Origin of the sequence: Paenibacillus curdlanolyticus YK9 (assembly GCF_000179615.1) — a bacterium.
Lineage (GTDB): Bacteria > Bacillota > Bacilli > Paenibacillales > Paenibacillaceae > Paenibacillus_T > Paenibacillus_T curdlanolyticus.
In genome coordinates, this window is record NZ_AEDD01000005.1 from 263,643 (window position 1) to 287,834 (window position 24,192).

The following is a 24,192-nucleotide window of genomic DNA, read 5'->3' on the forward strand; positions in this document are numbered from 1 at the left end:
CACGGGAGCGGAGAAGAAATGCCTAAGTTTCTTGTCAAGCGATGGCACGGGATGCACCAGTTATGGGCATTCGTGCTGCTGCTATTCTTGTCGGCGGCACTCGCCTGGTACAATTGGGCGATTGGTCTGGCAGGGCTGCTTCTGACGATATCGGCTGGAGCGTACTCGGTTTATGCGGAGCGCGCTTTCCGGCGGGATCTCAAGTCCTACCTCGGTACATTGTCGTATCGAGTAAAGAAGGCGGGCAGCGAGGTAATTGGGGAATTGCCCTTCGGCATCATTATTTACAATGATGAGCGAACGGTGGAATGGAATAATGCCTATGTGGCACGCATGTTCGGACAAGATTCCGTCGTCGGCACGCCCATTCATGAGCTATTCCCTTCGCTGAAGGAAAGTAAGAATAGCGAAGGCATCTATGAGGCCACGCTAGGCTCGCGCATTTTCGAGCTGAATTTTAAGAGCAAAGAGCGTCTCGTATACATTCACGATATTACGACGATGTGGCAGCTTGGACGCAAGTACGAGGATGAGAAGCTGGCGATCGGCATCGTCCTGATGGATAACCTCGAAGAGGTAACGCAAGGGATGGACGATCAGCAGCGTACGACGATGTTATCGAAGGTTACGACCGAGATTACGGATTGGGCGCAAAAGTATCATACGTACCTCAAACGGCTTAATTCAGACCGGTTCCTCATTATTACGGACCAAAAGACGCTGAAGCAGCTGGAGCACAGTCGTTTCGAGCTGCTCGACGAAGTGCGTGAAATGACGGCAGAGCACAAAATTCCGGTGACGCTGAGCATTGGCTTTGCAGCAGGCGCGGAATCGGTAACGGAGCTCGGCCAGTGGGCGCAGACGAGCTTGGATATTGCGCTTGGACGCGGCGGTGACCAGGCGGCCGTTAAGGTTGGCGAGCGCCAATCCTTCTATGGCGGCAAGTCGAACGCGGTGGAGAAGCGAACGCGGGTGCGTGCTCGCGTCGTCGCGCACGCGCTGCGTGACATGATTCGCGAAAGCGACAATGTCGTCATTATGGGCCACCGGATGCCTGATATGGATGCCATCGGCGCAGCGATCGGGGTACTGAAGGCAGCTCAGCTGTTCAATAAAGAAGCTTATATCGTGCTGGAGGGCGTCAATCCAGCGATTCAACGCATGATGGAGATGCTGCGAGAGGACGAGCGGATTATTAAAAGATTCGTTACGCCGGAGCAGGCGCTTCATCTCGTTGACTCGAAGACGCTGGCGGTCGTAGTCGATACGCATAAGGCTTCGATGGTGAAGGAGCCGAAGCTGCTGCAGCAGACGGATCGTATCGTCGTGGTCGACCATCACCGGCGGAGCGAGGAGTTTATCAGCAAGTCGGTGCTCGTCTATATGGAGCCTTATGCTTCCTCGGCGTGCGAGCTTGTAACCGAGCTGCTCCAGTACATTCATGAACGCGTTGTACTGGATGTTCGGGAAGCAACCGCGCTGCTGGCGGGCATTACGGTCGATACGAAGAGCTTCTCTCTTCGTACGGGTGCGAGGACGTTCGAAGCGGCTTCGTTCCTGCGGCGGAACGGTGCAGACTCTACCCTTATTCAGCGGATGCTGAAGGAGGATCTCGAGGAGTATATTCTTAAAGCGGATATTATCAAGCATGCCGAAATTTTGTACGATCATATAGCGATTGCGGTAACCGATCCCGGTCGGAAATATTCGCAGCTGCATATTGCCCAATCGGCGGATACGCTGCTCAACATGACAGGCATTTACGCCTCGTTCGTTATTAGTGAACGTCCGGATGGCCTAATTGGGGTCAGTGCCCGCTCGCTCGGGGCGATGAATGTGCAGGTTGTCATGGAGCGGCTGGGCGGCGGCGGCCATCTAACGAATGCCGCAGCGCAGATGGAGTGCAAGGTACAGGATGCCGCGAAGCGGCTGAAGCATATTTTGGATGAGATTGAGAAGGAAGAGGGGTTATTCGAATGAAAGTGATCTTTCTGCAGGATGTCAAAGGGCAAGGCAAGAAGGGCGAAGTAAAGGAAGTATCGGAAGGCTATGTACGCAACTTCCTGATGCCGAAGGGGCTCGTGAAGGAAGCCAATGCAGGCAATGTCAATACGCTGAAGGCGCAGCAGGCGTCGGAGCAGAAGCGTAAGGATAAGGAGAAGGAAGACGCGCAAGCGCTCGGCGTGAAGCTTGGCGAGATGACGGTTGTCATTAAAGCGAAGTCGGGCCAAGACGGCAGATTGTTCGGCGCGATTACGAGCAAGCAAATCGCAGAAGGGCTTGAGGCGCAATTCGGTATTAAGCTGGATAAGCGTAAAATCGAGCTCGACGATCCGATTCGGACGCTCGGCGTGACGCAGGTGCAGGTAAAGCTTCACCCAGAGGTGAAGGGAACGCTCAAGGTGCAGGCGAAGGAAGAATAGAGTAAAGCACGGCAATCCGCTCGCGGAGGCAGGAGACAATGGCGCTCCTTCCCGCGGGCGGCTTGTGCGTTAGAGGGCAAATATAGGGAATATTCACCACAGAAGGAGGACTACCGATGAGCATGAATCCGGATCAATTGACGTTCGATCGCGTTCCGCCGCAGAATCTCGAGGCAGAGCAGGCGATTCTCGGCGCGGTGCTGCTGCAGGCTGAAGCGTTAATTACGGCGATGGAGCGGGTGAAGAGCGACGATTTCTACAGCTCGGCCCATCAACGTATTTACGAGGCAATGGTGGAGCTTGGCGAAAATAATCAGCCGATCGACCTCGTAACGCTGACGGCTTACCTGCAGGATCGTCAGCTGCTGGAGGAAGCAGGCGGCATTACGTATCTGGCGAAGCTTGCAAACTCCGTCCCGACGGCTGCGAACGTGGAGTATTATGCGCAGATCGTCGAAGAGAAATCGATGCTTCGCCGACTCATTCGGACCGCCACCCAAATCGTCTCGAACGGCTATGCCGCAGAAGAGGATGTCGGTGCGCTGCTGGGCGAGGCGGAGCAAAAGATTCTCGAGATTTCCAACCGCCGCTCCAGCAGCGGCTTCGTCTCGATCCGGGACGTGCTCATGGAAGTGTTCGAGCGAGTGGAGATGCTGTACTCGCAGAAGGGCGGCTCGACGGGCATCCCGTCTGGCTTCTCCGACCTCGACAAGATGACGTCCGGCTTCCAGCGAAGCGATCTTATTATCGTGGCAGCCCGTCCTTCCGTAGGTAAGACGGCATTCGCGCTGAACATCGCGCAAAATGTCGGCGTGCGTGCGAAGGAAACCGTCGCGATCTTCAGTCTCGAGATGAGCGCGGCTCAGCTTGTACAACGTATGGTGTGCGCGGAGTCCAACGTTGATGCAAACCGGATGCGTACCGGCTTCCTTGAAGGAGACGATTGGGAGAAGCTCACGATGGCAATCGGCGCATTATCGGAAGCGGAGATTTACATTGATGATACGCCAGGTATAACGGTAGCAGACATTCGGGCAAAATGTAGACGACTGAAAAAAGAGCGCAACCTCGGCATGATTCTAATCGATTACCTCCAGCTTATTCAGGGGCGGGGGAAGGCCGGCGAGAACCGGCAGCAGGAAGTATCCGAGATCTCCCGTACGCTGAAGCAGATCGCCAGGGAGCTTGAAGTGCCGGTTATTGCGCTGTCTCAGCTTTCCCGCGGCGTAGAGCAGCGGCAGGATAAGCGTCCGATGATGTCCGACCTTCGGGAATCCGGCTCCATCGAGCAGGATGCCGACATCGTCGCGTTCCTATATCGGGACGATTACTACGATAAGGAATCGGAGAAGAAGAACATCATCGAGATTATTATTGCCAAGCAGCGGAATGGTCCGGTAGGTACGGTCGAGCTCGCTTTCTTGAAGCAATTTAACAAATTCGTCGGCCTTGATCGCCAGCATCAGGAGTCGGCTTCATAAGTCTAAATTCCGAACAATTGCATGGGTCACTGTGCAATTGTTCGCGTTTTAATTGACTTTGATATAGGGGACTGATACACTATTCATGCTGCCTTCTTTGCGATGGTGGTCGGTTTGTCCTGTCTGTAGAGGTCGAATGATGACGCTATGGATAGGGGAACCTGGCGGCAATTGTCAGAAACAGCTATCATTTTCGATGCAAACAAGCATCGGGCGGGGGTATGATCATGTCTACGGTTGTTGTTGTTGGAACGCAGTGGGGAGACGAAGGGAAAGGCAAGATTACCGATTACTTGGCGGAAGGTGCCGATGTCGTCGCTCGTTACCAAGGCGGTAACAATGCGGGCCACACGATCATGATCGGCAACAAGAAGTATAAGCTGACGATGGTTCCTTCGGGCATCTTCAATGAAAATAAAATTTGTGTCATCGGTAACGGCATGGTTATTAACCCATCCGCGTTGATCGATGAGATTAACTATATCCATGAGAATGGCTTCAAAACGGATAATCTGAAAATCAGCGACCGCGCGCATGTCATCATGCCGTATCACCTCGTGCTCGACGGACTTGAAGAAGAGCGCAAGGGCGATAACAAGATCGGTACGACGCGCAAAGGCATCGGCCCTGCGTACATGGATAAAGCCGCTCGCAACGGCATTCGGATCGCGGACCTGATGGACGCCGAGGAATTCACGCAGAAGGTTCGTCGTCTCGTTGTTGAGAAAAACCAAGTGATCGAGCAAGTATACGGCGGCGAGCCGCTGGATGCAGAGTCGATCATCACGGAATACCTCGCGCATGCCGAGATTCTTCGTCCATACGTAACGGATACGTCGGTTGTTCTGAATGACGCGATCGACGGCAACCAAAAAGTATTGTTTGAAGGCGCGCAAGGCGTTATGCTCGACATCGACCAAGGTACGTACCCGTACGTAACGTCGTCGAACCCGTCGGCTGGCGGCGTGTGCATCGGCTCGGGCGTAGGCCCGTCGAAAATTCAACAAGTTATCGGCGTTGCCAAAGCGTACACGACGCGTGTAGGCGATGGCCCGTTCCCAACGGAGCAGGATAACGAAACGGGCGCATGGATTCGCGATCGCGGCCATGAGTATGGCACGGTAACAGGCCGTCCGCGCCGCGTAGGCTGGTTCGATACGGTTGTCGTTCGCCACGCGCGCCGCGTTAGCGGAATTACGGGCTTGTCGCTCAACTCGCTGGACGTACTGTCCGGTCTTGAGACGGTTAAGATTTGCGTCGCTTACAAATATCGCGGCGAAGTTATTGAGCACTATCCAGCTAGCCTGAAAATGATCTCCGAGTGCGAAGCGGTATACGAGGAGCTGCCAGGCTGGAGCGAAGACATCTCGGACGCGAAGACGCTGGCTGACCTGCCAGAGAACACGCGCAAGTACGTTGAGCGCGTATCCGAGCTGACGGGCATTCCGATCGCGATCTTCTCGGTCGGCCGCAACCGTGAGCAAACGAATATCGTTAAACCGATTTACGTATAAATTCCCTTTAGGAACGGAACCTGAAAGGGTGCAGAAGCAGCCGGAGACAGTAGTCTCTGGCTGTTTTTTTATGCTAAAGTACCCAATGCCTGAAAGGATCATCTCATTGCATTCTCTGCAATGGCATAGCACAACTTTGTCTAATTTCGCGCCTCCCATTGCAGTTTGTGCAATGGGAGGCGCTTCTTTTGTGCTAAAAAGGTGGAAGTTGGCGAATACGGCTGATTGCCGTTGCACAGAATGCAATGATAATCAATGTAGAGCTGATTGGATCACGTGCCATTGTACAGAATGCAATGGGTGGAAGATGAAGGTGCGGGAGAATAGTGTGAAGTACGTGCGAACTGTAATGTAACGGTGTAAGACATGTGTGGAGCGTGCCCCGGCGTCGCTTAATTTATGCAAACCGGTTATACCTTCCGCTCGCACTGACCATACTGGTCATAGATGAGAAAAGGAGATTCCGCATTGTGCTTGGGTCCGTGCGGGAACGGAGGGATAATCGCATGTGGAAAATGTTCAGCTGGGTCGGACGCGCCATTGCAGTGGGGCTGATCGCCAGCTTTTTATCGATTTGGACGACGGGTTATATTGTGAATAGCTATGTGGAGTCGCTGCTCAAGCAGTATAAGCTGCCGCTGGAGGTGCAGCCTTTTGCATTATCGGGCGTGTGGGGCAAGCTGTGGGGGGCCGATGCTCCGAGCGGAGATAGCCAAGCGTTGGCGGACCGTGACCATGACAGCCAGCCCTCTTCGGGGACAGACGGAGATGAGACGGGGGCAAACGCGACTGGCGGAAACGGGGATCAGGAGCCGAGCGGCGATACGTCCAGCGGCACCGGCGAGAACGGCTCGGGTACCGATACCCCAGTGGGAAGTGGCAGTGATCAGGGGGCTGGAGCGGAAGAGACGAACGGCAGCGAAGCTCCGCCTACAGGCGTCGGAACGGATAAGACGGGAGCAAGCGGAACCGACGGCAAGAGCGGAACGGATAAGGAGCCGGTAGCGGTTGATGCATTCGGCGATGAGGAAGAAGGTCCGATTACCGGCATGGGCGGCGGCACGGGACCGAAGGTGGAAGCGGGCGCGACGGCCATAACGACGGAGGAGATCAACGCAGCGAAGCAGCAGCTGTCGGATGCGGACAAGAGCCAGCTATTCTCCATGCTTGCAACGAAGCTTCCGCAGGACGCATGGCAGACCATCTCAGGTTATGCAGAAGATGGTTTGACGGCGGCGGAGCTGACGAACATTCAGCAAATTGTAGCGCAGCACTTGAGCGAAGAGGAATATAAAACCTTTATGAGCATTCTGAAAAAATATTAATCGTATTGTCGAATCGATTTGTTTGCTTGATACTTTTTTACTATGTTACAGTAAAGAGCGGAAACATTCGGAATGAATGTTACGCTTTTTTTGTATGTGTTTATATGTATAGATATTATAAAAAATCCGTTTCTAAACTCTATAACCGAGCAAGGAAGGAAAAAGAAGGAGATTGTCATGACCGTGAGTAAGGACCCCAAGTCTCAGCCACAAGGCGCAACGGCCGTAAATCGATTTCGAAAAATAGCGATTCTGATCGCAGCCGTCATCGTCGTTGGCCTGATCGGCGTAATTAGCGGCAAACAGTATATCAAAGCAAATACGATTGATTATTATAATGTGTTGATGAACGGCAAAGTGGTCGGCACAGTAGACAAGCCCGAGACGGTAGAGGCGATGCTGCTGCAAAAGGCTGATCAAGTGAAGAAGGATCACCCGAACATTAATATGGTGCTCGACACGGGTAAAGTATCCTATACCGCCGACAGCGGCTATAAGGCGGAGCCGGAGACGGCTGCGACGCTTGCGAAGCTGGAAGGCATGTTGACCGCTTATGCGACGGGCGTTGAAGTCAAGGTCGACGGCAAAGTGGTCGGCGTTGTGAAGGACCGTGAGACGGCGGACCGGATCATGGAGCGCGTGAAGGACAAGTATACGCCGGCAACGGCAAAAGCGAAGGAAGTTACAGCGCTGGCATTCAGCGGCGACACCGCGAGCAGCACGGATACCGATACGAAGCCAAAGCTGAAGCAGATCAACATCGTCGAGAAGGTAGACACATCGGCGGTTAAGGTCGATCCGTCCAAAGTGTTGGATGAAGCTTCACTCTACAAGAAGCTTGTCGTCGGCAGCACGAGCAATACGAAGTATACGGTGCAAGAAGGCGATTGCGTCGGCTGCATCGCGGACAAGTTCGACATCCCGAAGCAGGTCATCTATCAGAACAATCCGTGGATTAACGATGATTTGATCAAAGTGGGCGACGTGCTCGACCTTACCGTGCTGAAGCCGGAGGTTACGGTGCGTACGGTGGAGAGCGTAGCCGAGATCGTCCTGACGGACCCGCAGGTGGTCATTCAGGCGAGCGCCAACATGAAGAAGGGCGAGTCTAAGGTGCTCCAAGAGGGCAGCGGCGGCATGAAGAAGCTGACGTATCGCCTGACGAAGGATAACGGCTATCTCACGAGCGAGGAATTGATCGGCTACGAAATTTTGAAGAAGGGTACGCCTAAGATCGTCGTGAAGGGCACGAAGGTTATCCTTGGCGAAGGTTCGGGGATGTTCGCATGGCCGGTGTCCGGCCACTCGATGACGAGCAGCTTCGGCAGACGTTGGGGCAAAATGCATGAAGGCATCGATCTCGTCGGCAGAAGCACGATTATGGCGGCAGACGATGGCGTAGTCGAATTCGCGGGCGAGAAGAACGGCTATGGCAACTGCGTGATCATTAACCACAAGAACGGCTACAAGACGTTGTACGGACATATGAGCTCGATTGCTGTGAAGCAGGGACAAGTCGTCGAGAAGGGCGACAAGGTCGGCGTGATGGGCAATACGGGGCATTCGACCGGCACGCACTTGCATTTTGAAATCCAGAAGAACGGCGTGGTCCAAAACCCGTTGAAATACTTGTAAGCTATTATTTTCTTATTATGCGAAGCATCGTATGACCGGTCGAGTTCCGACGGCATACGGTGCTTTTTTCTTATGATCGGAAGATGCAGGGTTACGGAGCGGAGGGGAGAGGCAGAGGCTGATGCGCGGGAGGCGTTGTCGTTCCGTGGGAGGAAACGGGGACGGGGACGTTGTTCTGGCTTAATATGGCTGCTAGGAATAGGGCCGCGCTTGCGGTTTGCGCCAAGCGGCTCATTCTGCGGCGTGTCGTTTTGCTCAATGGTTTCACCTCGAATCGAATAGGTTCATTGTAACGGCCAAAGTTAAACAGAGTATGAATGGAATGTTAAAATTAGATTAGCGCGCAATGGACAATGTTTCTCACAACATGAAGGAACTTTCATTGGGACAGGCAACTTCCATATGGTAAACTAGTGTTGATCGATACGAAATTATAACGGGCGGGCGGTGAAGCCATGCACGGCAAAATATTAGTCGTTGACGACGAACAACCGATTGCGGACATTCTGAAGTTTAATTTGGAAAAGGAAGGCTACGAGGTCATCTGTGCATTCGATGGCGGCGAAGCGGTGCGATTGGCGTATGAGGAGCGGCCGGATTTGATGCTGCTGGATCTCATGCTGCCGGTCAAGGACGGCACGGATGTGTGCCGCGAGGTGCGCGCAGGCTTGCAGCTGCCGATCATTATGCTCACGGCGAAGGACACGGAGCTGGACAAGGTGCTGGGCCTGGAGCTCGGCGCTGACGATTATGTGACCAAGCCGTTCAGCACGCGCGAGCTGCTGGCGAGGGTGAAGGCGCAATTGCGCCGGCAGAAGAAGGCAAGCGAAGCGGTGCAAGAGGCGCAATCCGCAGCTGCCGATGCTATCGCAGGCGGAGCGGCGGGCGCTGCGGCTGCTGAGCCCGAGAAGAACGGATTGACGATCTTTAATTTGTTTATCGATACCGACATGTATGTCGTCTATAAGAACAACGAGCCGCTCGACCTGACGCATCGGGAGTACGAGCTGGTGTATTATTTGGCACGCAACAGCGGCAAGGTGATGACGCGGGAGCATTTGCTGCAGGCGGTATGGGGCTTCGAATACTTCGGCGACGTGCGTACGGTTGATGTAACGGTACGGCGCTTGCGGGAGAAAATCGAGGACGACCCGAGCCGTCCCGAGTATATTATGACCAGGCGCGGCCTCGGTTATCTCATGCGCAATCCCAAGTCTGGCGGCTTCGGCTTCTGATGAGCGGCATTCGGCTGTTCCGAACCGTTCAGGTTAAGCTGATCATTATCTATGTGCTGCTCATTCTGATCGCGATGCAGCTTATCGGCGTTTATTTTATAAGCACGGTTAAGAACTCGCTGACGGAGAGCTTCACGAGCAACCTCAAGGATCAGGCGAATCTGCTGTCCGAGATGGCAGCGCCGACGCTGGCTGGCAAAACGGTAAACCCGGACAGCCAGCAGCCGGATTCGGCTGAAGGGCTGAGCTATGTCGTGCGCAACCTGTTCAGCATTAGCGAGGCCGAGATCCAGGTGCTCGACAGCAGCGGCAAAGTATTGGCAACCTCTGATGCGTCGCATCAGTCGTATATCGGCAAGAAGAACACATCGCTTGCGGTGACGCGGGCGCTCCAGTCGATTCGGGACAACGAGGAAGAGATTATCGACGAGGACAATGTGAAGAAAAAGATTATTGCGCAGCCTGTCACCTACGAGGGCGGACGCGTCGTCGGGGCGGTCTATATCGTCGCTTCGATGAATGATCTGTACGATACGATGGACCGGGTGAACCGGATCTTCGTATCGGGTACGCTGATCGCGCTGGGGTTGACGGGCGTGCTGGGCATTTTGCTCGCGCATACGATTACGAACCCGATCAAGGTGCTGACCCGTTCCGCTGCGGCTGTCGCAGAGGGTCGCTTCGACCAGCAGGTGAAGGTGCTCGGCGATGACGAGATCGGACGGCTGAGCGAAGCGTTCAACGATATGACGAAGCGGCTTCGGGAAGCGCTCTCAGTGAATGAGGAGGAGCGGGAGAAGCTCGCTTCCGTCCTCGCGAATATGAGCGATGGCGTGGTCGCCTCGGATGAGAGCGGCATGGTCATTGTCTCTAACCGACGCGCGCTGGAGTTGCTCGACGTCAATGCTTGCGAAGGCTGCGAGCTGGCCATGCTGCTCGGCATGGAAGGCGACGAGGCGGTGGAACTGTTGCAAAGCGGCGGCTCCCGATTGCTGCGCAAGAACAATGACGACGGCGAGTGGCTGCTGCGCGTCACGTTCACGCCGGTTCATCGGCGGGACAAGGGCACGACCGGCACGATTGCCGTGCTTGAGGACGTGACGGAGCAGGAGAAGCTGGAGCAGTCGCGCCGCGAGTTCGTCGCGAACGTCTCGCATGAGCTGCGCACGCCGCTGACGACGATTCGGAGCTATGCGGAAGCGCTGGATGACGGGGCGCTGGATGAACGCCAGTTGGCGGATCGATTCGTCAGCGTTATTCGTAACGAGACGGAACGGATGATTCGGCTTGTTACGGATCTGCTGCATCTGTCCCGATTCGATTCGAATCAGGTGCCGCTGCGCCGTCGCGCGACAAGCGTGCCGGAGCTGCTGGAGGAAGCGGCGGATCGGTTTGCTTTCCAGACGAGCCAGAAGGGCATTCGTACGGAGGTTTATATCGATGATGCCGTCGGCACTGTATGGCTGGACCGAGATGGCATCGATCAGGTGCTGGACAATTTGATATCCAATGCAATCAAATATACGCTCGACGGCGGGGTTATCGTCTTGTCGGCGCGCAAGCCGGAGACGAACGCGCTCGCGATTAGCGTGAGGGATAGCGGCATCGGCATTCCGAAGAAGGATCTGGGACGCATCTTCGATCGCTTTTATCGGGTTGATAAAGCAAGGTCTCGGAACATGGGCGGAACGGGCCTTGGTCTGTCTATTGCCCGGGAAATTGTCCGTGCGCATGGCGGAACGATTACGCTGGAGTCCGAGCTTAACGAAGGCACGACGGTCACGTTCACGCTGCCGGCGCCCGACATTCGGGAAGGGGGCGAGCCGGCATGATCGAACGGTTTAAGTCGGCGATCCTTGTGCTGCTGGTCGTTCTTAGCCTGCTGCAAAGCTATTGGCTGGCGTACAGCATGCCAGGGTTTACGCAGACGGTGCGAACAGAGCTGGACTATCTTAACACGGAGAAAATGGGGCCCACGCAGCAGATCGATAGCGTGATTTTCCCAGACTCGATCGTGCTGCATCTCGGACAAGGCGCGCACACTGTGCTGTTCCCGCCAACTAACTTCTATGACCTTGTGTTCCGTAAGATTGAGGCGGTAGGGTTCAAAGGGTTCACACGCAACCCGGTTATCAGCTATGACTGGGATCAAATAAGCGAGAAGAAGCAAGGCGTCGAGCTTCGGTTCGGCGGCGGCATCCCGATCAGCCTGCTCAGCAAGATGATGAAGCTGGAGGGCGATTTGCTCTTCCTGGCGGATCGGATCGAACGAATCTGGATTTACATGGACGAGGATACAGAGCTGGTTCATGCTTACTTGTTCAGCGCGGACGGCCGAACGGTTTACGAGGCTTCGCGTACCGACCTGACGGCGAAAGACGTACAGGAGTACGTAAACTTCGGAGAGTATGGAACGCCGTATAAGCAGGTTGGCCGCGTCTATGCGCCGGTTGTCTCCATCGAAGCGGTGCAAGCGCAGGTTAGCTATGAGACGTACACGCCAGAGCAGATGCGCAGCAGCCTGTTCTTTGATTCGGGTACAACGCGTACGCTTGAGAATTTGAACGGCGCGCTCATTTATACGGATGGCAAACGCGGGCTTCAATTCGAGCAGAATGGCAAATGGATCAGCTACACGAATCCGGCTGCGCCGCAGACGACGGAAAATGATACGACGGAGAACGTCTTGGCCTCGGTGCAATTCGTTAATGAGCATGGCGGCTGGAACGGGCTGCATCGGTATGTGCCGGTGAAGCTGCCGGGCGGCGAATCGCCTAGCGATCTCGGGCGCACGGTACAGTTTCAGCAGTATTATGGCTCCTATCCGCTGCTGTCCGACCCGGTGTTCAAATTCGGCTATATGCGACTGTCGCTGCAGCAGGGGCTCGTCACTGAATACGAGCGTTCCGTGATGACATTGAACGAGACGGCGGATTCCAAATCGACGCGCTGGCTGCCCGGCGGAGAGCCGCTTCGGAAGGCGCTCGAACGTCTTGAACGGCGCAGCGAGATCGTCGCGTTGTTCCCGGCGATGCAAGTGTCGCCGAAGGTAGGCAAGAATGTGCTTACGCTGGAGCCGGTCTGGGCTGTCCGTTATGCGGACGGGACGCAGAAGGTCGTTGCAGATGCGCTGCCGGTCGGCTACGACGGGGCGGCGGAGCGGCGCGATTATCAAGCGGCGCAGACGAAGGCCAACGGCAACAGTAACGGCAACGCCAATGCTAATGCCGATGCTAGTGGCGGAAACGTTGGGACAGGCCATTCGAATATGGCAACGAATACGCCTAGCGGGACGAACGAGAGCGCAAGCTCGGACTCGCCGATTCATACGTTGTCGCAAGTCGTTGGTCCTGGCGCCAACGTCGCGGATGCTGACGTAGAGACACAGTAACGTAGCGAAGCGGGCGGATGTGCCCGTACGGGGGTGAGTACGCATGGATTGGAGCCGCGCGAAGAGCGTGCTCATATTGGCTTTTCTCCTGCTGAACGTCGTGCTGGGCTACCAGCTGTGGCAAAATGTCAGCGAGCGGCTGAACCAGAATCAGAATTTCGGCGATCTGGGCGCGGATACGCTTCGAATTATGAAGGAGCGCGGCATCGGGCTGTCTACCACGGCAAGCATTCCGTCGGACACGCCGGATCTGCGCGACTTAACCTATCGATTCAAGGACGCTGCCACTTCTTCCTATCGGGTAGAGCTGGAGAAGCCGGTGGACAGCCGGATCGTATTTGACCAGAAAGAGCTATTGGCTAAGCTAGGAGACGTCATTCCGGAGCTGTCGCTGTATCAATACGATCAGCTGGCAAGCCCGGATGGCGAGTTCGTCTTGTATCGCATGACGGGCGGCAGGCCGATGTATGACGTGAAGCTGGAGCTGTTCTACAGCAACCAGAATCAGAAGATTACCGCTTATCGGCAGACGCGCGTCGAGCTGGTCGAGACGGATGATTCGGAAGCGCGGACGGTGCTGCCGGCCTCCAAGGCGGTGACGCCGCTCGTGGACAAGTATTTGGAGGATGGTTCCGTCATTAAGGAGATCTCGCTCGGGTATCATGGGCAGCTGTTTAATTCGGAAACCCAGTATGCCGCCCCTTCATGGCGCGTGCTGCTGGAAAACGGCAAGACGTATTATGTGCATGCCATCAGCGGGGAAATCGTGCAGGATAAGGCGGATGAGGCAGAGAAGCCTACTAAGCCCTAGTAGATAGATAGGCAGTTAAGCGGTTAGCGTTAAGAGGTTTTGCGGAGCAGTAGGGAGAAGAGAAGGGACGTAAGGCGGTATGGGATTTCGATTCACAGTATTATCTAGCGGATCGACGGGGAATGCGACGATCGTGACGAATGATGAGCACACTGTGCTCGTCGACGCCGGTCTGAGCGCGAAGCGGATCGATCAGCTGCTGGCGGAGCGGGGGGTGTCCGGCCATGATATCGATGCCTTGTTCGTCACGCACGAGCATTCGGATCATATCAAAGGGTTGGGCGCCGTGGCCCGCAAATTCAATATTCCCGTGTTCGCCAACGAGGCGACGTGGGGCGCGATGGAGAAGCATGTCGGCACGATCGCACCGGAGAAGCGGAACATTATGCAGACCGGCGAAACGTTCGAATTTGGCTCAATGAAGGTTCAATCCTATCCGATCTCGCATGATGCGGTAGAGCCTGTCGGCTACTGCTTCACCGAGGACGGGTACAAGCTCAGCTTGGCGACCGACCTCGGCTATGTAAGCGATAAGGTAAGGCAGCATATTATCGATTCGGATGTGCTTGTCCTGGAGTCGAATCACGATACGGAGATGCTCCGCATGGGGCGTTATCCGTGGAATATCAAGCGCCGGATTCTAAGCGATGTCGGGCACTTGTCCAACGTTGCGGCGGGCGAGGCGTTATGCGAGCTGATGACGGACCGGACGAAGCGCGTCTATCTGGCGCATCTCAGTCTGGACCATAATGTTATGGAGCTGGCCAAGCTAACGATTAATGGTATTTTGGAGAACAACGGCATATTCTTTAAAAGGGATGAGGACCCGCTGCGGGAGACGTATTACGATCGCGCTACCCCATGGGACGAAGTGAAGCGTCGATAAGCGTTTCGAGCTCGTCATCGATGGCGGCGGTCTTGCGTTCAAGCTCTTCGCGGGACACGAAGCCGCGGTCGACAAGCAGGTCGACGAGGACGCTCATCGTAAGCAAAATGCGATAATGATCCCGTTTCAGATCGGCTACGGCACCCGCTAATTGCACCATATCCCAGGAAGCTGACGTTTTTTTGCTCATGTCGGAAATCGCTCCTTTTTTTCTATCAATTGGTCTTGTAATCTATTATTATTGTAGACGTAATTGCCGAAAACATTCCTATACTACGAAATTAATCTTGATGTTCGGTGGGGCATTGAGAGGAGAGATAGATATGAGCTTGTTCGACGACGATTTTTATTCGAGTCGAGTTTCCCGGCGCAAGAGCCGCTGGGTTCAGGAAGACCTCAAGAAGCCGATGGTGCTGCGCAGCCGTTCCAGCTGGACGAAAATGCGCATTGCGCTGTTGTCTTCGACGGTGAGCGTAGCTGCGGCTGCGCTGTTGTTCGGCGCGGTGTTCCACTTTGACCGCAGCGAGGGAGCTGCTGTGAAGACGGTAGCCGTTACGCCTACCAGCACGGCAGATCCTTATGAGAAGACAATTCACGCGGCGGCTGCCGTTCGTCCTACGGTCGTGAGCGTGCTGAATGAACAGTATGCTGTATCGGCTGCGGGCAATGGCGACGGCGATGCTGCGGACAAGGAAGAGCCGAAGCTGCAGGAGGCGGGCGTTGGCTCGGGCGTTATTTTTGACAAAAAGGATGGCAAAGCGCTTCTCATCACGAACTATCATGTGATCGCGGGAGCCGTGCAGGTCAAAGTCGGGATGGTGGACGGCACGCTGCGTGACGCAACGATCGTCGGAAGCGACCAGATCACGGACCTCGCGGTGCTCGCCATTGACGATAAAGGCATCGATGCTGTAGCGGAGCTGGGCCAATCAAGCAAGCTGCGCAACGGCGAATGGGTAATGGCCATCGGCAGTCCGCTGGGCCTCGACGATTCGCTCGCGATGGGCATTGTCAGCAAGACGAAGCGGGTCATTCCGGTTTCGCTTAACCAAGACGGCAACTACGATTGGGAAGAGGAAGTCATTCAGGTTAACGCAGCGATCAACCAAGGGAATAGCGGCGGACCGCTGATCGACCTCGACGGCAAAGTGGTTGGCATCAACAGCATGAAAATCGCCGATGTCGGCGTTGAGGGCATTGGCTTCGCGATTCCGATTGACGTCGCCAAGCCGATCATCGATAGCCTGATCGAGTATGGCAAAGTGAAGCGTCCGTATCTGGGCGTGTACACGCTGGATTTGGATCAGTATCTTGCGCAGCAGGCGCTGAGCAACAAGCCGCCGCAGGATAGTTTGGACCCGGGCTCTGGTGGCAAGAGCGGCAAGGGCAATGATGACGGTGGCGATGATGCTGCGGCGGGTTCCGATGAGGGGCAAGCGGAGGACAATCCGATGGACGACATCGCGGCTGCTGACACGGGCCTGATCGTGCCGGATGAAGTGAAGGACGGGGTTATCGTGCTTGAGGCGGTCGGACCGTCGAAGGACGCGGGCCTGCAGTTCAATGACCTCATCGTGAAGCTCGACAACACGCCGATCCGCAGCACCATGGAGCTGCGCAAGTATCTCTATGGCAGCAAGGAAATTGGCGACAGCATCGAGGTTACCTTCTACCGCGATGGCGAGAAGCAGACGACGAAGCTGGAGCTTGCGGAGAAGGAGCCGGACGACGAGTAGTCGACTGGTCTGGTTAAGGCAGTTGGGTGATCAAGGAGCGGGGCGCTTTCCAATGGGGAAACGTTTCGCTCCTTTTTATACAGGGAATCGGGATTTTCACAGGGGAAAAGCGGTTGCGGACCGCGAAGTTTTGGTATAATAGTACGTAGAAATTACAGCATAGAACGGAGTAATGGACCTTATGTATTGTGTATGCAAACAGCATGTCGAACTCGCGCTTGATAAATTCGTGGACGAATATGAAGACGCACCGGATATGGTGAATTTGAAAGATACGGAATTCTCCGATTGGGACCCGCCGCGCAAATGCGATCTATGCGAAGACCCAGCCGAGTTCCTGGTCGTATAACGCGATGCTTATTCAGATCGCAACTATAGGGAAGCTGAAGGAAAAGTACCTCGTCATGGGCATCGCCGAGTACGCGAAGCGTCTGGGGCCTTACGTGAAGCTCGTGCTCACCGAGGTGCCCGACGAGAAGGCGCCGGAGACGATGAGCCCGGCAGAGGAAGCGCAGGTGCGCGACCGCGAAGGCGAGCGCTTGCTCGCGCAAATCAAGCCCGACGCGCATGTCATCGCGCTCGCGCTGGACGGCGAGCTGTGGTCCAGCGAGGACCTGGCGATGCAGTTGGACAAGTTAGCCACGTACGGCAAGAGCCACGTGGCTTTTGTTATAGGCGGCAGCACCGGCCTGTCCCCGGCCGTGCTGCGCCGCGCCCAGCAGAAGCTGAGCTTCGGGCGCATGACCTTGCCGCATCAGCTGATGCGGCTGGTGTTGATCGAGCAGGTTTATCGGGCGGTGAAGATAAATCGGGGGGAACCTTATCATAAGTGACGGTGAAATTTTTTTGATTGGAAAAATTCATGTTTTCTTGATGGGATACGAGACAAGAGCTGGAATGCTTTTTGAAGGAGCAAATTATTGAAACTTGGTTGAAGAGATTCAAAAGCGTCCTTTTTCTGTTGGTGGATTAAAATATCGAGATTCCACTTTTATGGTATTATTTTTATATAGGAAGCAAGGCTTTTGGCCTATTTTTTATTGAAGAGGGGGAAGTGTTTTGAAGCCTAAAGTTATTAAAATTAACGATCTTCACATAAATGAGGATAATCCAAGAGACGAGTCTCAAGAAGATGAAGCTGCAGCAATGAAAATATTGTTCAAGAATGAAAAAAAACTCTTTAATTTAATGAAGTCGATTGCTGAATATGGTTTTGAAATATCAGAGCGAATAATTGTTGTTGAAAATGGGGCACCAAATAAATATTTGATTTTGGATGGTAATAGGCGAATTACTTGTATAAAGCTACTAAACACTCCTGAACTTTTACCTCCTGATCTGGACAATAGGAATCGAGTGATTAATCGTATAAAGAAAATAAAAGAAGATTTCAATTATAAATCTATACCTGCAGTTGATTGTGTTATATATGATATCCCTGCTGAAGAATTTTTGATGAAAAGAACCATCCAAAACAAACATACAGGAGAGAATAACGGCGCGGGACGTCTTGCTTGGGATTATAAGGCTCAGAATAGATTTATGAACGACGATTATAAAATATATCTGGTTGAGTTCTTAGATAATATACTTAAAGTTGAGCGATCTCTATCGACAATGGAACGTATATTTAGTGATCCTGATATGAGAACTCGCGTAGGAGTCATAATTGATAAAAAGTTGCCTGAAATAAAATTAATTAATAGTGATAGTGAGAAAAAGTTGTATTATATTTTACAACTGATAAAAAATAAAAAAGTTACTGTAAGTGATGTTTACTACAAAGAGGATCGAGAAAACTTTTATAATAAGTATTTCATAGAAAATGAAAATTGGCGAAGCTTGTTATCTGATTCTGAAGAGCGACAGCCGGAGAACAAGCCAGTAGTGGATGAGCGACCAGAGCAGCCGGAGAACAAGCCAGTAGTGGATGAGCGACCAGAGCAGCCGGAGAACAAGTTCGTAGTGGATGAGCGACCAGAGCAGCCGGAGAACAAGTTCGTAGTGGAAGAGCGACCAGACCGGCCGGAGAACAAGTCTGTAGTGGAAGAGCGACCAGAGCAGCCGGAAGACAGAACTATAAAGGTGGAACTAGGCAATCCAGATGCAGAAGTGCCAACTGCCAAACAACCTGATGAAAAAACGGATAATCAAGAAGAACAAGCAACGTTACACGCAAATCCAGAATCACAGCCAAATCCTTTAGATAACTTAAAGCAACAAAAACCTGAAAATATTTCTTTTTTGTTTCAAGGGATTATTTACTATGGTGGGCATCCGGGGATTAAAAGAGCACTCTATGAACTACATAGGTTAAGAGTCTCAACCTACACATTAAGTGCAACGTACTTGACGCGTACCCTTTTGGAATGTACATTACAAGAGTATTTAATAAAAAACGGACTTTTTAACGAATGGAAGAAGCCTGAGAAGGATCCCTCTATAACTGACTTGTTAAATTATTGTGTGAGTAATAAATCTATGCAAAATATTAATCAGAACTATCAAAGAACTATAAATGTATCTTTTGGTAAAAAGGATCACGACGAATTAAACTCAATTACACATGGGAAGTATAATCTACCTTCACCAGACATTTTATGGGACATTGAACGAAGATGGAGAATACTGATTAAGCACATGATAGAGAATTTGAACAGTCATATCTAGTAGTCTTAAAAGATACAGGCTTTGGGGTGGTTTAATGCCAACTACTTTGTCTCCACTGCGATATCCTGGCGGAAAATCTCAGATGACAAAATTTGTGGATCACTTATTGCAATTTAATAATATAGCTGGTGCAACCTATATAGAGCCCTTCGCAGGAGGAGCAGGAATAGCTATAGAATTGCTATTGAAAAATAAAGTGACTAATATTATTATAAACGATTTCGATATTGCTATTTTTGCAATGTGGTACTCAATTCTAAATCATACTAATGACTTTATTCAACTTATATTAGAAACGCCAATTAATATGAGGGAATGGTACAAGAAAAAGGAAATATATCTAAATAAAGACGAGTTAGAGTTGCTTGAATTAGGTTTTGCAACCTTTTTTTTGAATCGTACAAATAATTCAGGAATAATTACTGGAGGTCCAATTGGAGGACATGACCAATCAGGCAAGTACAAATTAGATTGTCGGTTTAATAAAGCTGCTCTTATTAAAAAGGTTTCTGATATCTCTAAAATGAGACATGCTATTAGTGTATACAATTATGATGCTGTGGTACTAATAAATAATGTAATAAAAGAGAAAATGGATATACAAAATACATTTATTTTTTTTGATCCGCCTTACTATAAGCAAGGGAAAAATCTTTATACCAACTTTTTCACCCATGAAGATCATAAAAATTTAGCTAATGAAATCATAGGTCTACATGATTACCATTGGATTACAACCTATGATTTTGAAGAAGAAATAGCAGAATTGTATAAATCATGCCCCGGAAAAACATATTTTCTTCAATATTCTGCAAGAAAGTCTCGAAAAGAAAAAGAGTATTTATTCTATAATAACAAAACCAATATTGAGCCTTTCGATAAAGTGATTTTTGAAGAAGAGTTTTAATACCATTTACACTTAAAATTCAAATAAGCAATTTGACCCTTCTGATATTTCGCAGAAGGGTCTTAAATATGTTAATTATTTTCTGCATGAAATACAAACAGTTTTGGATCAGCAATTGTCTTTTGAATCAGGCGGTGCATTTCCGTTGTTGGAATATTCAAATTCTCCAGAGGAAAAAAGAGTAGAGCTAACTTTGCATGTAATGTAATAATGGCATTTTACGAAATCCCATTATTATTTTTAAGTGAGACCCAAAATATATGCATGACGAGAATAAGTGTTAATTATTCAGAATCAGCTCATCCCATTTATTTGATAAATACTCCATAATACCCTCTTCATTAGATGCCTTTTTTAGTTCTAATAGAATTTTTATGTCCTTATCCTCGAAAAAGATAATATGGCCTTTAGCTTGGTGCATCGCATCCTTGCAACGTTGTAATAATTTTTCGTAATTAGTAACTTCACGACATAAAAGAATACCGAACTTACCTGAGTATTGTCCAAATCTCCCGAGTAATTGATCCATCTCAGGATTTTTAGGGTCTGAGGAGTAATTTTTACATTCAATAAATATCTTGGGGCAGAAAATTTGATAACGATCTCTAATATAAGCAAAAAAGCCTGTATTATCATGATTGTCAAAGACAATATCTATTCTTTTTCTTCCTTCATTCAGAGATACTTCCTTCTGACCCCTTTTTAATGCGCCACTAAAAATTTGTGTTAAACATTGAAAGATTATATCATGATAAACCCCAGCATTTTCCGTACCCTTGGGCGTTGCCTCCAACTGATTAATTAGTAGACTGGCATCAATCGGATTAGAGGTATTATCTATAGGTGAACTTTGTTTTCTGATAATGGATAATAACTCAGCAAAATCAGATTGGTTAATTTTCGTCTGGTTTTCCCTATAGAAATCAAATAGCGAAATTATATGATATGCATTAGGCTGAATACTCTGTTCTTCCATGAAATCTGTTAGAAAATTTATAAGGTCAGATCTTTCATCTTTAAACTTCATGTTAAGAGCAAGTTCTTTGATCAACTCTATTATAGAGTCCCATATCTGCTCACGTAATTGGACTGAAAATGAAGAAAGTTCTTCTACATCCGGAGGGTATAACAGATATTCAATGGGATAATCCCGAACGAAGTCTTTTTTAATTTTCGCCAAATTTGATATTAGTATTTTACCATTTCCAAATGCTTCATTTAATGGGGAGTGCATAATGTCATCTAGTTCTATGTCATCAAAAATGTTGCATCCATCAAATTCCTCAGCAGTATACTGAAACCCGTATTTATCAATCGTGGAATAGACCGCACGGTATTCTATTAACCCTGATTCAAACCAAAAAATACGAATACCCTTTGAACGATACACGTACTTGAATCTCCCAAAAGCGGCGCCATAAATCCCATCCTTTAAAACAAATCCTTTTTGAGGAAATAGGGATACATGATTGACCTTATTTTCAGGTTCCTCGTTACCTCGATCGATATGTAATTGAATTCCTTCCAGTAACTTTTCACCAATCTTTTCTTTTTCTTTAAAAACAGGCACAAATATATTTTCTGCAACTTCACCAAAAATATTATGCTCCACCAACACTTGGTGGATTTTTTTCAAGTCTACTTTAGCTATAGTAGGATTATTTCTCCAACTATTCTCAAGAATTTTGCTAATAACACCGTTTGTCAACTTATCCGGTTTTAAGTAATAATTGTACATAAGCGGGGCTCCTTTTTGTTGGCAGTACTCTTGGATATTATACTTTTATAGTCTGTAACACTTCAATAAAGGTTTCCCAAACATGGAAACTTGCTATTTATCATAGAGAAGAAATGCAAATCAAGAAGACAAAAAGCGCTTTAATAACGATGATTAATGATGTAATGGTGCAATCAGAAAACTTAACTCACAGTGATTATCGCTATTTAGCCGTTATAGCGTGTAAGGAGAGATGATGAAAATTGTTGAGATAAATTTATCCAATAACCTCTAACTGATGCTAGTGTAGAGCATTCGTAAAAGACACGTGTATCACTCTAAATATTGATTGCCGCACATCGAAAGGAAGGGGCTATTCTGTTCCCTTCAGCATAAGAGGAATGACCGTCCCGGTATACACTTGAAAGTTGCTGACGAGCCTCTCGTCATGGTGACGTGTTGAATTGGATACTAAAGTTGAAGAATCTCCCTCCGACATATGTTGAAGTTTCAAAAAAGCAGGATTACTTAGCACTTCTGCAGGATTCGGATAAAGGAGATACTTCCGGATTGGTTAATTTTTTCTTTAAAATTATGTTGAAAAATATGGTAATTAGTAATGCTAATTTAAGTATGAATGAGCATGACGAGGCTGTTGGATAATTACCAACAGCCTTTTGCTTTGCTAATTTACCATAGAATTGATGTGAGCCCTATCACAAGTAGGGCGAATTCATAGCGGAGTCATTCTGTCAGAGGCAACAGTTGATACAACGGCTGCAAGTCAACCATCCAATAGTAAACTTCGAAGAGCAGGTTCTTAAAAAAATGTTTCTGACATGTAGAAATCGTTAGACTCTAATCGACTTTAATATATGACAGATGATGACCAACCCAAAATTCCATTCAAAAAATAGGGAGGGCTTTTTAATGATTAGATTCCTAGTCCTATACACCGAGCCGAATGATATTGAGGCATTTGAGCGCTACTACAGAGAGGTACACATTCCCTTGGCTAAAAAGCTTCCGGGTCTCCGTCGTTATTCTATAAGTCGCAATACCGCACCGGTTCGAGGTGGCATCACCTATTATCTCGTAGCCGAGCTGCAATGGGACAGTATGGAGGACATTAAAGAAGCATTTCAGTCACCAGAAGGGAAAGCTTCAGCCAAAGATGCTGCCCACCTTGCAAGACTGAGTCCAGGCATGCACAGCATGATATACGAACTTGAAGAGATATTTTAAAATCCCCAGTCGCACAGGGAATTAATGTCGTTGATTAAGGGGGCTAAACATGCTAAAAGTGTAGTAGAAGCAGTGACATGTACTTTATAACCATAGTGAGGGTTTTGGATATGAATAATGATTTTTGACGTGATTTGCCGAGGCCGTTTTTTGTGCTGGCGCCGATGGAGGATGTGACGGATGTTGTTTTTCGTCATGTCGTGAGTGAAGCGGGAAGACCGGATGTTTTTTTCACTGAGTTTACGAACACGGAGAGTTATTGCCACCCCGATGGGAACCAAAGCGTGCGCGGACGGCTGGCCTTCACAGAGGATGAGCAGCCGATCGTCGCGCACATATGGGGCGACAAGCCAGAATACTTCCGTCAGATGAGTATCGGCATGGCACAGCAAGGCTTTAAGGGAATCGATATCAATATGGGCTGTCCTGTAGCCAATGTAGCTCAGAATGGCCAAGGAAGCGGCCTCATCTGCCGTCCCGAGACTGCGGCAGCTATTATTCAAGCGACCAAAGCCGGGGGACTACCCGTAAGCGTGAAGACAAGGCTCGGTTTCGATGCTATAGAGGAATGGCGCGACTGGTTGACCCATATTCTGAAACAAGGGATTGCCAATCTGTCGATCCATCTACGTACAAGAGCTGAAATGAGTAAAGTGGACGCCCACTGGGAGCTAATCCCGGAAATCAAGAAGCTTCGCGATGAAGTAGCGCCGGACACGCTGTTGACCATTAACGGAGACATTCCTGACCGTGAGACTGGCTTAAAGCTTGCTGAGCAATACGGTGTAGATGGAATTATGATCGGACGCGGTATTTTTAATAATCCATTTGCCTTTGAGAAGGAGCCAAGGGAACATAGTAGTGAGGAGCTGCTTAGCCTGCTGCGGCTGCATCTGGACCTACATGATCATTATTCAGCATTAGAACTCCGACCGTTCAAGCACATCACTCGTTTCTTTAAAATCTATGTCCGCGGATTTCGCGGGGCAAGTGAATTAAGAAATAACTTAATGAATACAAAGTCAACAAATGAGGTACGCACAATGCTTGATGACTTTATTAGCCGGCATCAGGTTGAGGTGGAGGAATAGGCTTGTAATAGGAATGATTAAGGTTGCTCGGACGACGATGTAAGTAACGGCAGTATTGAAGACGGAAGCGGCGTAATAGTAAAAGAGCCTGCGCTTACTGGTGCTGCGAAAAATTATAAAGTCAG

Annotated in this window: 20 protein-coding genes; 18 read left to right on the plus strand and 2 right to left on the minus strand. The window is 50.2% G+C overall.

Going from position 1 to position 24,192, the window contains the following annotated elements; genetic code table 11:
* The first annotated feature begins 18 nt into the window (after positions 1-18).
* From PAECUDRAFT_RS11415 to PAECUDRAFT_RS11465, 11 genes are all read left to right on the plus strand, one after another.
* Complete coding sequence (locus PAECUDRAFT_RS11415) at positions 19-1,980, plus strand: DHH family phosphoesterase (RefSeq protein ID WP_006038251.1); 1,962 nt, start codon at positions 19-21, stop codon at positions 1,978-1,980.
* Positions 1,977-2,423: a 50S ribosomal protein L9 gene (rplI, locus tag PAECUDRAFT_RS11420; protein WP_006038252.1), complete on the plus strand. Its 447-nt coding sequence runs from the start codon at positions 1,977-1,979 to the stop codon at positions 2,421-2,423. Before PAECUDRAFT_RS11415 ends, rplI begins: the two co-directional genes overlap by 4 nt.
* Positions 2,424-2,539: 116 nt before the next feature.
* On the plus strand, positions 2,540-3,904 hold the full coding sequence (gene dnaB, locus PAECUDRAFT_RS11425; RefSeq protein WP_006038253.1) for a replicative DNA helicase: 1,365 nt from the start codon (positions 2,540-2,542) through the stop codon (positions 3,902-3,904).
* Between the two features lie 227 nt (positions 3,905-4,131).
* The gene (locus PAECUDRAFT_RS11430; protein WP_006038254.1) at positions 4,132-5,418 is read left to right on the plus strand and encodes an adenylosuccinate synthase; all 1,287 of its coding nucleotides are present in this window, start codon (positions 4,132-4,134) and stop codon (positions 5,416-5,418) included.
* 506 nt (positions 5,419-5,924) lie between these two features.
* Complete coding sequence (locus PAECUDRAFT_RS11435) at positions 5,925-6,743, plus strand: ICP22 family protein (RefSeq protein WP_040712162.1); 819 nt, start codon at positions 5,925-5,927, stop codon at positions 6,741-6,743.
* 177 nt (positions 6,744-6,920) lie between these two features.
* Positions 6,921-8,378, plus strand: a complete 1,458-nt coding sequence (locus PAECUDRAFT_RS11440; RefSeq protein WP_158306245.1) for a M23 family metallopeptidase — start codon at positions 6,921-6,923, stop codon at positions 8,376-8,378.
* 455 nt (positions 8,379-8,833) lie between these two features.
* A complete protein-coding gene (yycF, locus tag PAECUDRAFT_RS11445) occupies positions 8,834-9,613 on the plus strand; it encodes a response regulator YycF (RefSeq protein ID WP_006038257.1) in 780 nt (259 codons plus the stop codon).
* A complete protein-coding gene (gene walK / locus PAECUDRAFT_RS11450; protein ID WP_006038258.1) occupies positions 9,613-11,445 on the plus strand; it encodes a cell wall metabolism sensor histidine kinase WalK in 1,833 nt (610 codons plus the stop codon). The genes yycF and walK overlap by 1 nt, the downstream gene beginning before the upstream one ends.
* A complete protein-coding gene (locus PAECUDRAFT_RS11455) occupies positions 11,442-13,004 on the plus strand; it encodes a YycH family regulatory protein (RefSeq protein WP_006038259.1) in 1,563 nt (520 codons plus the stop codon). The genes walK and PAECUDRAFT_RS11455 overlap by 4 nt, the downstream gene beginning before the upstream one ends.
* 43 nt (positions 13,005-13,047) lie before the next feature.
* Positions 13,048-13,815, plus strand: coding sequence for a two-component system regulatory protein YycI (yycI, locus tag PAECUDRAFT_RS11460; protein ID WP_006038260.1), 768 nt, complete (start codon positions 13,048-13,050; stop codon positions 13,813-13,815).
* Between the two features lie 79 nt (positions 13,816-13,894).
* Positions 13,895-14,701, plus strand: a complete 807-nt coding sequence (locus PAECUDRAFT_RS11465; protein WP_006038261.1) for an MBL fold metallo-hydrolase — start codon at positions 13,895-13,897, stop codon at positions 14,699-14,701.
* Here the strand turns inward: PAECUDRAFT_RS11465 and PAECUDRAFT_RS11470 are convergent.
* On the minus strand, positions 14,670-14,891 hold the full coding sequence (locus tag PAECUDRAFT_RS11470; protein WP_006038262.1) for a hypothetical protein: 222 nt from the start codon (positions 14,889-14,891) through the stop codon (positions 14,670-14,672). The two genes, PAECUDRAFT_RS11465 and PAECUDRAFT_RS11470, sit on opposite strands and share 32 nt — an antisense overlap.
* Positions 14,892-15,024: 133 nt before the next feature.
* Between PAECUDRAFT_RS11470 and PAECUDRAFT_RS11475 the strand changes: the two genes are divergently transcribed.
* The 5 genes from PAECUDRAFT_RS11475 to PAECUDRAFT_RS11490 all read left to right on the plus strand — a co-directional run bounded on the left by PAECUDRAFT_RS11475 (position 15,025) and on the right by PAECUDRAFT_RS11490 (position 20,014).
* Positions 15,025-16,437 carry a S1C family serine protease gene (locus tag PAECUDRAFT_RS11475; protein WP_006038263.1) on the plus strand — a complete coding sequence of 471 codons (1,413 nt, stop codon included), beginning with the start codon at positions 15,025-15,027 and terminating at the stop codon, positions 16,435-16,437.
* Between the two features lie 181 nt (positions 16,438-16,618).
* Positions 16,619-16,786 (plus strand): CxxH/CxxC protein, encoded by a 168-nt coding sequence (locus PAECUDRAFT_RS25270; RefSeq protein WP_006038264.1) that lies wholly within the window; start codon positions 16,619-16,621, stop codon positions 16,784-16,786.
* A 4-nt stretch (positions 16,787-16,790) separates the two neighbouring features.
* Positions 16,791-17,270, plus strand: coding sequence for a 23S rRNA (pseudouridine(1915)-N(3))-methyltransferase RlmH (gene rlmH / locus PAECUDRAFT_RS11480; protein WP_040712163.1), 480 nt, complete (start codon positions 16,791-16,793; stop codon positions 17,268-17,270).
* Positions 17,271-17,496: 226 nt separating this feature from the next.
* Positions 17,497-19,107 (plus strand): hypothetical protein, encoded by a 1,611-nt coding sequence (locus tag PAECUDRAFT_RS11485; RefSeq protein ID WP_006038266.1) that lies wholly within the window; start codon positions 17,497-17,499, stop codon positions 19,105-19,107.
* Between the two features lie 34 nt (positions 19,108-19,141).
* Complete coding sequence (locus PAECUDRAFT_RS11490; RefSeq protein ID WP_040712165.1) at positions 19,142-20,014, plus strand: DNA adenine methylase; 873 nt, start codon at positions 19,142-19,144, stop codon at positions 20,012-20,014.
* Positions 20,015-20,294: 280 nt separating this feature from the next.
* Here the strand turns inward: PAECUDRAFT_RS11490 and PAECUDRAFT_RS24630 are convergent, their stop codons facing one another.
* On the minus strand, positions 20,295-21,752 hold the full coding sequence (locus PAECUDRAFT_RS24630) for a hypothetical protein (protein ID WP_006038269.1): 1,458 nt from the start codon (positions 21,750-21,752) through the stop codon (positions 20,295-20,297).
* 909 nt (positions 21,753-22,661) lie between these two features.
* Between PAECUDRAFT_RS24630 and PAECUDRAFT_RS11500 the strand changes: the two genes are divergently transcribed.
* Both PAECUDRAFT_RS11500 and PAECUDRAFT_RS11505 read left to right on the plus strand, forming a co-directional pair.
* The gene (locus tag PAECUDRAFT_RS11500) at positions 22,662-22,976 is read left to right on the plus strand and encodes an EthD family reductase (RefSeq protein ID WP_006038270.1); all 315 of its coding nucleotides are present in this window, start codon (positions 22,662-22,664) and stop codon (positions 22,974-22,976) included.
* 164 nt (positions 22,977-23,140) lie between these two features.
* The gene (locus PAECUDRAFT_RS11505) at positions 23,141-24,067 is read left to right on the plus strand and encodes a tRNA dihydrouridine synthase (protein WP_050794340.1); all 927 of its coding nucleotides are present in this window, start codon (positions 23,141-23,143) and stop codon (positions 24,065-24,067) included.
* Positions 24,068-24,192: the final 125 nt, after the last annotated feature.